Source organism: Aneurinibacillus soli (assembly GCF_002355375.1).
Lineage (GTDB): Bacteria > Bacillota > Bacilli > Aneurinibacillales > Aneurinibacillaceae > Aneurinibacillus > Aneurinibacillus soli.
The window spans coordinates 325610-337500 of the sequence record NZ_AP017312.1 but is presented as its reverse complement, the minus strand read 5'-3'; the positions used below and the strand labels follow the sequence as shown (position 1 = coordinate 337500).

Genomic DNA, 11891 nt, shown 5'->3' with positions numbered 1-11891 from the left:
ATCCTTTCTCATTGAAACCGAATCATCCTGTATCTGAAGCAGAAAATCTTATGGCAAAATTCCGAATTTCCGGAGTGCCTATTGTTGACGATAATAACAAACTTGTCGGAATTATTACGAACCGTGATATGCGTTTTGTTCATGATTATGCGGCTTCGATCAGTGAAGTAATGACAAAAGAAGAACTGGTTACAGCTCCGGTTGGCACTACTTTGAAAGAAGCAGAACAAATTCTGCAGCGCCATAAAATTGAGAAGCTTCCACTCGTTGATGAAAATAATGAACTAAAGGGCCTTATCACAATTAAAGATATTGAAAAAGCGATTCAATTTCCAAACGCAGCAAAGGACAAGCATGGACGTCTGCTGTGCGGAGCGGCTATTGGTGTATCCAAAGATACGTTCGAGCGCGCAGAAGTGCTTGTAAAAGCCGGAGTGGACTGTCTGGTTATCGATACTGCTCATGGACATTCTAAGGGCGTTATTGATACAGTAAAAGAAATGCGTGCGAAATATCCAGATTTAACGCTTGTAGCTGGTAACGTAGCGACAGGTCAAGCAACACGTGATCTTATTGAAGCTGGTGCATCAGCTGTTAAAGTTGGGATTGGACCAGGTTCTATTTGTACAACTCGTGTTGTTGCAGGGATCGGTGTTCCGCAGATTACAGCGATTTATGACTGTGCCACAGCTGCTCGCGAATATAACGTTCCGATTATTGCGGATGGTGGCATTAAGTACTCAGGCGATATTGCAAAAGCAATTGGTGCAGGCGCATCTGTTGTCATGGTTGGTAGCCTGTTTGCCGGATGTGAAGAAAGCCCAGGGGAATCTGAAATTTATCAAGGCCGTCGCTTCAAAGTATACCGTGGTATGGGCTCTCTTGGTGCCATGAAGGAAGGCAGTAAGGACCGCTACTTCCAGGAGAAAGAGAACGACGACAAGAAACTGGTACCGGAAGGAATTGAAGGCCGTGTACCGTACAAAGGACCTCTTGTAGACACTGTGTATCAGCTTATTGGAGGCTTACGTGCTGGTATGGGCTATTGTGGAACAAAAACAATCCAGGAACTGCATAATAATGCGCAGTTTATCCGCATTACAAATGCAGGCTTGAAGGAAAGTCATCCACACGATGTACAAATCACGAAGGAAGCACCAAACTACTCGCTTTCCTAATGTATAATTTGTTAAAAATAGTAAAAAAGACAGGACAAAAACGTCCTGTCTTTTTTGTGTTGTTATGATAGAATCAATAGTATTGTGTAATAAAAGTGGAGGTGCAGAATTTGATAACACGCGGTAAAAAATTGACGGAAACATTTTTCATCGCGGTAGCTTTTTTACTGGCATTTTTGCCGGTAATGCTCGTTCCATCTGGACAGGCTTGGGCACAGACAGCTACCCCGGCATTGAATCTGAATGTAAAATCTGCCATTCTGGTGGAAGCGAAAACGGGGAAAATTCTTTATAAATACAATGAGAATCAACCATTTGCTCCGGCCAGTATGACGAAGATGATGACAGAATATCTTTTGCATGAAGCCATTAAAAACAAAAAAGTTACCTGGGATCAAAAAGTTACAGCGGATGAATATGCAGCTTTCCTTGGTAAGCCAGGCGGTTCATCTGTTCTATTAGCCCTTGGTGAGCAGCATACAGTTCGTGAGTTGTATGAGGCAATGGCCATCTATTCAGCTAATGATGCAACTTATCTTATCGCTAAGACTGTTGGCGGATCAGAAGCTGACTTCGTAAAGATGATGAACAAAAAGGCGAAAGAGTTTGGCATGACACAGACGTATTTTGCAACAGCAACTGGTTTTCCGTTAAAAGACCTTGGTCAATTTGCGCCACCTTCTGATCGTGGTGATAATGTGATGTCAGCACGCGATGCAGCAATTCTGGCAAAAGAGTTAGTTACAACGTATCCGGAATTACTTGAAACAACGAAAATCCCACACAAAATGTTCCGACAAGGTACACCTCATCCGCTTAAAATGGATAATTGGAATTGGATGGTTCCAACACTTGTAAAACAGTATCCAGGAGCAGATGGCTTGAAAACAGGACATACTGATGATGCTGGATATTGTTTCACTGGTACAGCGGAGCGCAACGGTATTCGTGTTATCTCGGTTGTCATGGGGACAAATTCGTTCCTGAGTCGTTTCACGGAAACAGCCAAGCTGTTTGATTATGGATTCAGCAATTATAAAATGGTACCGCTGCTTGCAAAAGGAAATCCGGTACCAGGTGGAGAAAAAGCCACTGTTAGTAAAGGGACCGATAAGGAAGTCGAGTTGGTGACAGGCCAGGATCTTGTGTATCCAGTTCGTAATGGGGAAGAGAAGGCATACAAACCAAAGGCAGTTGTAAAAGAAGCAACGGCACCGATTAAACAGGGGCAGGCACTCGGTACAGTTAAGCTAGTCGGTGCAAACGGACAGGCTGATGAATTCCTTCGCCCGGTGGATGAACAAAAAGCCGGGGGTACGTTGGTTGCGAAAAATGATGTAGACGAAGCTGGCTGGCTGCGTTTGACGTTCCGAGCGATTATTGGCTTTATTGGTGGATTGTTCGGTAGTCTTGGAGGCATGATTAAAGGGTTATTCTAGCACAATTGTTTACTTCAATATGTAATGGAATAAACATTGGAAGCTTATTTCATTGTTTTTTTTCGATGTTTTATGTAGAATTGTTTTATTGATTAATACTCTTTATATATTTCAGAATTTTATAAGGTGGCAGGAGGATTTTACAAATGACAGAACAAGGAACATCGCGTGTAAAACGTGGAATGGCAGAAATGCAAAAAGGCGGCGTCATCATGGACGTTGTAAACGCTGAGCAGGCACGAATTGCAGAAGCGGCTGGAGCGGTAGCCGTTATGGCGTTAGAGCGCGTTCCTGCGGATATTCGCGCAGCAGGCGGTGTTGCCCGTATGGCAGATCCGACAATCGTAGAAGAAGTAATGGCAGCTGTTTCGGTTCCAGTTATGGCGAAGGCGCGTATCGGTCACTTCGTAGAAGCAAAAGTATTGGAATCACTTGGCGTTGATTATATTGATGAATCTGAAGTACTGACTCCAGCGGATGAAGTATTCCATATCAATAAAAACGATTTTACAGTTCCTTTCGTTTGCGGTGCTCGTGATCTTGGCGAAGCGCTTCGTCGTATCGGTGAAGGTGCATCCATGATCCGTACAAAAGGTGAGCCAGGAACAGGTAACATCGTAGAAGCTGTTCGTCACCAACGCATGATGCAAAGCCAGATTCGCAAAGTATCAAGCATGGCGCTTGATGAGCTGATGGCAGAAGCGAAAAATATTGGTGCTCCATTCGAACTTCTTAAATACGTACATGAGAATGGCAAACTTCCAGTTGTAAACTTCGCAGCAGGCGGCGTGGCAACTCCAGCCGATGCGGCTCTCATGATGCACCTTGGTTCTGACGGTGTATTCGTTGGCTCTGGTATTTTCAAATCGGACAACCCGGAAAAATTCGCCCGCGCAATCGTAGAAGCAACAACTCACTACCAAGATTACGCACTGATCGGCGAGCTTTCCAAAAACCTGGGTTCAGCTATGAAAGGGATCGACGTAACATCTCTGCTTGAAAACGAGCGCATGGCTGTACGCGGCTGGTAATCGATCATGAAGATCGGAGTACTCGCTCTGCAGGGTGCTGTAGCGGAGCATATCCGTCTGCTGGAGAAAGCCGGGGCGGAAGCCGTTGCGGTGAAGAAAACAGAACAGCTGGCCGAAATTGACGGCCTGGTTCTGCCAGGTGGCGAAAGCACGGCAATCGGCAAGCTAATGAAGAAATATGGATTCGATACAGCACTTAAAGAATTTGCTGCACAGAAGAAGCCGATCTTTGGCACATGTGCCGGACTGATTCTTCTTGCAGGCGAAATCGATGGTCAGGACTGGGTTCACCTTGGTCTCATGGATATAAAAGTGGCGCGTAATGCATTTGGTCGCCAGCGTGAAAGCTTTGAGACTGATCTGCCAGTGAAAGATGTAGCAGAAGATTTCCGTGCTGTATTCATTCGAGCTCCGCTCATCCTCTCGATTGGAGAGAATGTAGAGGTGCTGTCTGAATACAACGGTGAGATCGTAGCAGCGCGTCAGGGCCATCTGCTCTGCGCATCATTCCATCCGGAACTGACAGAAGATGAGCGCATGCATGTGTACTTCCTCCGCATGGTAGAGCAGTATCAGGCAGTTAAAGCGAATTAACAGACGAAGGGCACCCTTACAGGGGTGTCCTTTGCATATTTTGGTGCGATATAGTAAAGTAAAAGATAGATTATGATCGACAACCTGATACCTGTCCCCGTTTGTGGGAGAGGATTTTTTAATATAGGTGCTACATACCAGGAGGAGAGAACACAATGTTAGATGTGAGACGGCTGCGAACGAATTTTGAAGCCATTCAAAAGGCGCTTGAAACCCGTGGTGAGAAGCTGAATGAAATTGAAAAGTTTGCGGATATCGATGTGAAATGGCGCTCCCTGCTCGCTGAGAGCGAACAACTGAAGAACAAGCGCAATGTCGTATCGGAAGAGATTGCTCGCCTGAAAAAAGAGAAGCAAAATGCAGATGAGCTGATTGCTGAGATGAAGCAAGTATCGGCAAAAATTAAAGAATATGATGAGCAAGTACGTGTACTGGAAGAAGAGATCTCACAGATCATGCTTGGTATTCCAAATGTACCGCATGAAAGTGTACCGATTGGTCTGACAGAAGATGATAACGTTCCCGTGCGTCACTGGGGAGAAGCTGTCTCGTTTGATTTTGAACCAAAGCCACACTGGGAGATTGCAGCCGATCTCGGCATTCTGGACTTTGAAGGAGCAGCCAAAGTAACCGGTAGTCGTTTTGTATTCTACAAAGGCGCGGGTGCCCGTATGGAACGTGCGCTTATTAACTATATGTTGGACCTACATACAATGCAGCATAACTATGAAGAAATCTTGCCACCGTATATTGTGAATCGTGAAAGCATGACGGGGACAGGTCAGCTTCCAAAGTTCGAGGAAGATGCATTTAAGCTCGCAGATACCGATTACTTCCTGATCCCGACAGCGGAAGTGCCGGTGACGAACTACCATCGTGATGAGATCATGAGTGCGGATATGCTACCGATCCGTTATGCAGCATACAGTGCCTGCTTCCGTTCTGAAGCTGGTTCAGCTGGACGTGATACACGCGGCTTGATTCGTCAGCATCAGTTTAATAAAGTTGAATTAGTGAAGTTTGTTCAGCCAGAGACATCGTATGACGAGCTGGAAAAGCTCGTGAATGATGCGGAGAAAGTGTTGCAGTTGCTTGGCCTACCATACCGTGTGATGAGCATGTGTACGGGTGATCTTGGCTTTACAGCAGCGAAGAAATACGACATTGAAGTATGGATTCCGAGCTATGATACGTACCGTGAGATTTCAAGCTGCAGTAATTTTGAAGACTTCCAAGCGCGTCGTGCGGGCATTCGTTTCCGCCGCGAGCCGAAAGCAAAACCTGAGTTTGTGCATACATTGAACGGTTCAGGGCTGGCCATTGGACGTACGATGGCTGCGATTCTGGAGAATTACCAGCAGGCAGATGGCAGTGTGCTGATTCCAGGACCACTCCGTCCGTATATGGGTGGGCTTGAAAGACTGGAGAAAAAATCAAAGTAGCATAATGAAAAGGGAGCGGCAGATCATATCTGTCGCTCCCTTTTCTTAGTTTACATTCACTTTTTCTTTTTCTACGAGCGGTGGAGTGGAACCTTCCCGCATCGAGCCTGTTTGATTAAAGCGTACATGCCAGGCAAAGGCTTTTTCTAGAATGTGCGGAGTCTGCCCACCACGTTGTGAAGCTTCGTTAAAGTAGGCATACAGCTGTTCCCGATAGGAAGGATGCGCACAGTTCTCGATTAGTTTGATAGCGCGTTGGCGAGGTGTCAGGCCCCGCAGGTCTGCAACCCCTTGTTCAGTTACCACAACCATTACATCATGCTCAGTGTGATCGACGTGTGAGATAAACGGAACGATGCTGGAGATGTCTCCGTTCTTCGCAATCGATTTCGTTACAAAAATACTCAGGCGAGCGTTGCGTGTAAAGTCACCGGAACCACCAATTCCATTCATCATTTTGTTGCCCATGATGTGAGTTGAATTGACATTGCCGTATATGTCTACCTCAATTGCTGTATTGATAGTGATTAAACCAAGACGACGAATGATTTCCGGGTTGTTAGACATATCTTGTGGACGAAGCATCATTTTATCGCGATAGTTCTCAAAATGATTTAGAACAACGTCCATTTTTTCCTTGGACAGTGTGAGAGCACCACCGGATGCGAAACGAATTTTGCCTGCATCAATCAGGTCGAATACAGAATCCTGTAGCACTTCAGAATACAGTTCCAGGTCGTGGAATTCAGAGTGCAGGAATCCGTGGAATACAGCATTTGCTACAGATCCAACGCCAGATTGAAGCGGTGGGAGTTTTTCGGATAAGCGTCCGGCTTTGATTTCATCCCGCAAGAAATTCAGGAGATGACGGGCAATTGTATTTGTTTCTTCATCTGGCTCGACGAGTGTTTTGGGATCATCTAGTTGTTCTGTGATTACGATGCCTTTAATTTTATCGAGGCCAGTAGGGATGCTGGTACGGCCAACACGGTCATCAACGGCTTGAAGCGGAATTGGTTTTCGCTCACCAAAAGCTCCGATTTCGTAAATGTCGTGTACGCCTTCCAGCGATAACGGCTGAGCTAGATTTAGTTCTACGATGACTTCTTTTGCGTTTTTAATATAGTTATGTGTATTGCCACCTGAGGTAGTTGGGATAATACTTCCATCTTCTGTAATGGCCAATGCTTCTACAACCGCGATGTCAACTGAAGGAATGGCTCCGGTTAACAGGGCATCTCCAGTTTCGGATAAATGCTGATCGATATAGTTAACGTTTCCCTTGTTGATGCTTTTGCGTAAGTCTTTATCAGATTGGAACGGCAGGCGAATGTTCATGTAATCGGCTAATACGGAATCAATCGTAGGAGCAACAGATGCACCGGTATAGACGTTAATTTTGAACGGTTTTCCAGCTGCACGAGCGCGTTCTGCAATGGCAACGGGAATTTCTTTGGCATCCCCTGATGAAGTAAAGCCGCTGAAGCCGATGGTCATACCGTCTTTGATCCAGCTAGCTGCAGTTTCTTTTGTTACGATTTTTTCAAGAAGGGAAGCATGGCGGATACGGGATGATAACATATTTAACTCACCTCTGATGGACTGTTATAGTTTACGTTTCATTTATTTTTCTGTAATAAAACAGTATCAGAATAAGTTGGACTTGTATGTTTTTTCGGATAAATGAGAAGAAATCATGATAGAAGAGAGTATTTTTTATATAAAAACGCATACAATAATGGGATTTGAAATTTGATGAGGGCCTCGGTATAATGGAAGAGGAGTTTTGGCCCCGTAGCTCAGTAGGATAGAGCAATAGTTTCCTAAACTACAGGTCGGAGGTTCGAATCCTCTCGGGGTCGTTGTACTTTCAGACGAAAAAATGCGCGGTTCGCTTCAGGCGAGACCGCGCATTTTTTATTTTAGATTTTCTGGATTTAATGCTTCTAGTTCAGGGATGACAAAGCGGCCATCTTTGCGAATCAACTGGTCATCGAACCAGATCTCGCCGCCACCGTATTCCGGGCGTTGGATTAATACCATATCCCAGTGGATGGCTGATTTGTTTCCGTTATACGCCTCGTCATAGCATTGTCCAGGTGTGAAGTGAATAGAGCCGTCGATTTTCTCATCAAACAGAATGTCTTTCATCGGCTCACGGATGAACGGGTTCACACCAATCGCGAATTCACCCACGAAACGCGCTCCTTCATCCGTATTAAACACCTCGTTAATCCGGTTCGTATCATTTGCGGTCGCTTCGACAATTTTACCGTTCTCAAAGCGGAGTACAACATTTTCGAATACGAAGCCATTGTATGGAGTCGGCGTATTATATGAAATTGTACCGTTGACCGATTCACGAACTGGAGCCGTAAACACTTCGCCATCCGGAATGTTCAGCTCACCCGCACATTTAATAGCCGGGATGTCTTTAATGGAGAATCGTAGATCTGTCCCTGGAGCGGTCAAGCGCACTTGATCGGTTTTCTCCATGAGAGCAACCAGCGCATCCATTGCCTCGCTCATCCGGGCATAATCCATCGTGCATACGTTGAAGTAGAATGTTTCGAATGCTTCTGTACTCATATTCGCTAGCTGGGCCATTGATGGTGTCGGATAACGAAGCACAACCCACTTCGTTTGCTTCACACGGATTTTACTGTGGACATTCGCATTATATAGCTGATTGTACAGTTTCAGGTTCTCTGGCGGAACATCAGATAATTCATTGATGTTCAGGCCGCCACGAATCCCGATATACGCTTGCATCTGACGCATTTGCTGCTCATCATTCTCCATCCAGACGCGAACTTGTTCTTCGGTTGCATTCATCAGAAGCTCACGAATTACCTGATGATCACGGATGTTGACATGCGGGTGCCCGCCTGCTTTATGTACTTCCCGGATGATTGCTTTGACGAGCATATTATCGATGCCAAATGCTTCAATCAATACATGTTCACCCGGCTGCACTTTCGTCGAATAGGTAACAAGATTGCGGGCAAGCTGTTCCATGCGGCTGTCTATCATGGTATTTCCCCTTTTCGTCAGATAATGGTTGTCCTCACTATTATATACGAGAGGAGGAGATTATTTACTTGTCTGTACAATTGGCAGATGCACAGACAGGCGGCATCCCTTTCCATGTTCCGAAAAAACAGTAAGCTGTCCGTCCAGTTTCTGTGCCCGATTCTGCATTGTCGTTAGGCCGAACCCATATTGAATCTCAGAGGCTCCCATTCCATTATCTTTTAACATCAGGTGCAACATGGTTCCTCGTCGTTCCATCGTGAAAATAAAATGATTGCTTTGCCCATGACGGATTCCATTCGTTAGTCCTTCTTTAAGAGTATGATAAATAAACTTTTTCTGAGGAAGTGTCAAAGAGGGAAGTGGCTCAATCACCGTATCAATTTTTACTCCAGTATGTTTTTCTGTCTCAGCAACAAGATGATATAAAACACCTGGAAATACAAATTGTTCTTCATCCTCCTGATCAATTCGAATTGCCCGGCGGATCTCATTTAGCCCATTTCGTACAAGTTCTTGTGACAGTTCCAATTTTTCAAGAGCACGCGGCAGGTCTTTTGAGATTAATCGTTTCCCGGCTTCGATCTGGATAACAGTTGTCGTCAATGTATGACCGACAATGTCATGAATATCTCCTGCAATACGGCTTCGTTCCTCCATGATGGACATCTCAGCACGTGCTCGGGCAACTTCACGAAGGGAATGCTCAAGGGACTGTGTTCGTTCTTGTACACGTAATTCTAGCGTTTCATTGAGTTCTTTTAATTCCTCTGTCATCTGCTCGACCTGGGAGAAGCCACGAGCAAATGTGATGGAAAGATTGATCGATTGAACAGAAGTGAAAATTAGCAGTCCAAACGTTGTGAAATTTCCGTATGGAATGATCTGATTGTAATACAGGATATCAAGGGCAACGGTAATCATGAAAAAAATCGCGACAAAACAATTGATATAACTAAACGGCCGTTTACGAATAACAGCCAGGATTAGAACGTACATGAGATAAACAATCGTAATCAGCATGACAATGTAGTGAATCGAAGCGACTCGAGTATAAATGCTAGCAGGTGTCACAATGGCGATACAGGCAAAGAAAGAGCAAATAATTCTGATAATTTGTACTACACGTTTTTTAATTTCTTGCGGATAAAGCGATTGAATGAGCAGACAAAGTACCGCAATCCCAAGAAAAAGAATGATATATTCGATTTTTTTCGAGAGTTCCCAGTTAAAGTTAGGAAACAGCTGAAATAAAAACATATTTTCTTGCATGGTAGCACGAATGCTAAGCATAAAAGAGAACAGTCCGAAATAGAAAGAAGACAGGTCCTTGCGCCGGATGGCATATATCGTCAAATGATAAACACCGAGAATAAATAAGCTTGCGATAAGCAGAGCTTGAACGATTATACTATGTTCCTTCCAGTCAGCGAGTGTTTGCGCGTCCCCTATCAGCATCTCATTCCACATGCCCCCATTTTTATGTACGAAGTTAGAGATTTGCATGGTAAGGACAAGCGTATCTGTTTCCGGACGAAAGTAAACAAGACGCGGCATGTAGTACGGCTTCATCGTTTGTTTGGACGTCCCGACGACTCCATTTTCTGAGATTTGCTTGCCGTTAAGTAGAAGTCGATAAGCCGTGTAGACATCAGGAACATAAAAGGCGAGTAGTTTGTCTTTTTCTGCGGGATTAAGTCGTATGGTTGCGATAAAGGTTGCATAGCCTTCACCGGGGAGTTTCTGTCCATTCCATTCGTATCCGTTCCATACATAAGGAACAGTAATAAAATGTGAGGGAATAGAAGCGGGTGTATCACGCAGCTGCCTCCAGTAAAATTGCCATTCCCCATTCAAATTAACGGTTCCTTTTTGCTCCAGATTCCAGTCGCGCAAGTCAAGCACCCCTTGCTTTACGGCAGGATGGTGAGAAGCTGTAGAAGGTAAACAGCCTGCGAGACTAAGTGAGAGAAGAATGAGAATGAACAGGATCGAAAAGAAAGTGTAAGTTTGTCTCATACAGGTTCTTCCTTTGCTTTACTGAGTATCAGATTCTTCAATGCCAAGGGTTTGAATATACATAATGGCTTTTGTCCGCTCATTTGTACCGATTTTGCTGTAAATAATGCTGATATAATTCTTTACTGTACCTTCACTGATGAACAGGGCCTTGGCAATTTGCCGATTACTGAAGCCCTTGAGCATAAGACGGGCAATTTCTTTTTCGCGTGCGGAAAATTCGATGCCTTCTTGACGAAGTTTTTCGGTATTAATCTCATGCTGAGCCTGGGAAGAAAGTTGAGAAAGGCGAGTTGCGAGTTTGGTAGCAATGATGGAAGGAAGTAGGAGCTGCCCACAAGCTGCATCTCGAATCGAAGAAATTAATCGATCACCATGAATATCTTTTAACAGGAATCCGCTTGCTCCATTCGCAAGACCTTCTATGATATACGCGTCTTCAGCAAATGTCGTAAGAATGAGAACAACTGTCTCGGGAAATTGTTTTTTTATCAGACGTGTACTTTCGATTCCGTCCATGACAGGCATCCGTACATCCATTAGAACAAGGTCCGGATGATGTTTGGCTACCATTTCATATGCTTTTTTTCCATCATCGGGTGTTCCAATGACTTCGATATCGTCTTCTAATTCCAGTATTGTTTTAAGTCCTTCTCGCATTAATGTCTGATCGTCAGCGATCAGAATGCGAATGGGTTTATTCATATAATCTCCTCCTGAAGTAAAGCGTGCTTTTTTACTATTGTAATAAATTATGAAGGAGATACGGTAGTAAATATTTTACTGGCCTATATGGTTATGATGGATGGGGGTGGTCGCTTGTTTCTTTGCAGAATCGACAGTCAAAGATAGGAGTGTGGGGAGATGATAGGATGTTTTCTTCATGGATACGGATAATGCCGCAGGGTAGCAAAATGGTTACCACATTTTCGAGTTTTTGTAGGGGGTACCCGCGAATGACGTTAGAACAGCATGGAACGCGTATATACACTTCATCCATATATACTTAGACCCCCATAATTTTCTCTAGAGTGGATTATAAAAAATCCGCTCAATTATAGTGTAGTCCCTACCATTTTGTAGTATATGGGTATTTTGGTCATATCGTAATTGATCCCAGTCACAATAATAGTCACGAATTTTTCAGCATAGTCG

At 44.4% G+C, this 11891-nt stretch carries 9 protein-coding genes and 1 tRNA gene (1 of these 10 cut by a window edge); 6 read left to right on the top strand and 4 right to left on the bottom strand.

What is annotated here, in order from left to right; translation table 11 throughout:
- The 5 genes from guaB to serS all read left to right on the top strand — a co-directional run.
- Positions 1 to 1178: the 3' portion of an IMP dehydrogenase gene (gene guaB / locus CB4_RS01855; protein ID WP_096463325.1), read on the top strand. Its footprint begins 292 nt before the window's first position; the window shows 1178 of its 1470 coding nt (coding positions 293–1470); its start codon lies off the left edge, out of view; it ends in the stop codon at positions 1176 to 1178.
- 110 nt (positions 1179 to 1288) lie between these two features.
- On the top strand, positions 1289 to 2617 hold the full coding sequence (locus tag CB4_RS01850; protein ID WP_096463324.1) for a D-alanyl-D-alanine carboxypeptidase family protein: 1329 nt from the start codon (positions 1289 to 1291) through the stop codon (positions 2615 to 2617).
- A 146-nt stretch (positions 2618 to 2763) separates the two neighbouring features.
- Positions 2764 to 3648 (top strand): pyridoxal 5'-phosphate synthase lyase subunit PdxS, encoded by an 885-nt coding sequence (pdxS, locus tag CB4_RS01845; protein ID WP_096463323.1) that lies wholly within the window; start codon positions 2764 to 2766, stop codon positions 3646 to 3648.
- Positions 3649 to 3654: 6 nt separating this feature from the next.
- Positions 3655 to 4242, top strand: coding sequence for a pyridoxal 5'-phosphate synthase glutaminase subunit PdxT (gene pdxT / locus CB4_RS01840; protein ID WP_096463322.1), 588 nt, complete (start codon positions 3655 to 3657; stop codon positions 4240 to 4242).
- 155 nt (positions 4243 to 4397) lie between these two features.
- A complete protein-coding gene (gene serS, locus CB4_RS01835; RefSeq protein ID WP_096463321.1) occupies positions 4398 to 5684 on the top strand; it encodes a serine--tRNA ligase in 1287 nt (428 codons plus the stop codon).
- A 45-nt stretch (positions 5685 to 5729) separates the two neighbouring features.
- Here serS and CB4_RS01830 read toward each other — a convergent pair whose 3' ends face one another.
- Positions 5730 to 7265: a succinyl-CoA:acetate CoA-transferase ScpC gene (locus CB4_RS01830; protein ID WP_096463320.1), complete on the bottom strand. Its 1536-nt coding sequence runs from the start codon at positions 7263 to 7265 to the stop codon at positions 5730 to 5732.
- A 207-nt stretch (positions 7266 to 7472) separates the two neighbouring features.
- On the opposite strand from CB4_RS01830, the gene CB4_RS01825 reads away from it, so the two are divergent.
- Positions 7473 to 7546, top strand: a tRNA-Arg gene (locus CB4_RS01825).
- 55 nt (positions 7547 to 7601) lie between these two features.
- Here CB4_RS01825 and CB4_RS01820 read toward each other — a convergent pair.
- Genes CB4_RS01820 through CB4_RS01810 form a run of 3 tightly spaced genes read right to left on the bottom strand, consistent with a single transcriptional unit; the run spans position 7602 to position 11441 of the window.
- Positions 7602 to 8717, bottom strand: coding sequence for an aminopeptidase (locus tag CB4_RS01820; RefSeq protein ID WP_096463319.1), 1116 nt, complete (start codon positions 8715 to 8717; stop codon positions 7602 to 7604).
- 60 nt (positions 8718 to 8777) lie between these two features.
- On the bottom strand, positions 8778 to 10736 hold the full coding sequence (locus tag CB4_RS01815; protein ID WP_096463318.1) for a sensor histidine kinase: 1959 nt from the start codon (positions 10734 to 10736) through the stop codon (positions 8778 to 8780).
- Positions 10737 to 10754: 18 nt separating this feature from the next.
- Positions 10755 to 11441 carry a response regulator transcription factor gene (locus CB4_RS01810; RefSeq protein ID WP_096463317.1) on the bottom strand — a complete coding sequence of 229 codons (687 nt, stop codon included), beginning with the start codon at positions 11439 to 11441 and terminating at the stop codon, positions 10755 to 10757.
- Positions 11442 to 11891: the final 450 nt, after the last annotated feature.

Excerpts from the sequence above, each read along its gene's own strand:
- CB4_RS01815 (WP_096463318.1), bottom strand. The coding sequence starts at position 10,736 with ATGAGACAAACTTACACTTTCTTTTCGATCCTGTTCATTCTCATTCTT.
- pdxS (WP_096463323.1), top strand. The coding sequence starts at position 2,764 with ATGACAGAACAAGGAACATCGCGTGTAAAACGTGGAATGGCAGAAATG.
- serS (WP_096463321.1), top strand. The coding sequence starts at position 4,398 with ATGTTAGATGTGAGACGGCTGCGAACGAATTTTGAAGCCATTCAAAAG.
- CB4_RS01820 (WP_096463319.1), bottom strand. The coding sequence starts at position 8,717 with ATGATAGACAGCCGCATGGAACAGCTTGCCCGCAATCTTGTTACCTAT.
- pdxT (WP_096463322.1), top strand. The coding sequence starts at position 3,655 with ATGAAGATCGGAGTACTCGCTCTGCAGGGTGCTGTAGCGGAGCATATC.
- CB4_RS01830 (WP_096463320.1), bottom strand. The coding sequence starts at position 7,265 with ATGTTATCATCCCGTATCCGCCATGCTTCCCTTCTTGAAAAAATCGTA.
- CB4_RS01810 (WP_096463317.1), bottom strand. The coding sequence starts at position 11,441 with ATGAATAAACCCATTCGCATTCTGATCGCTGACGATCAGACATTAATG.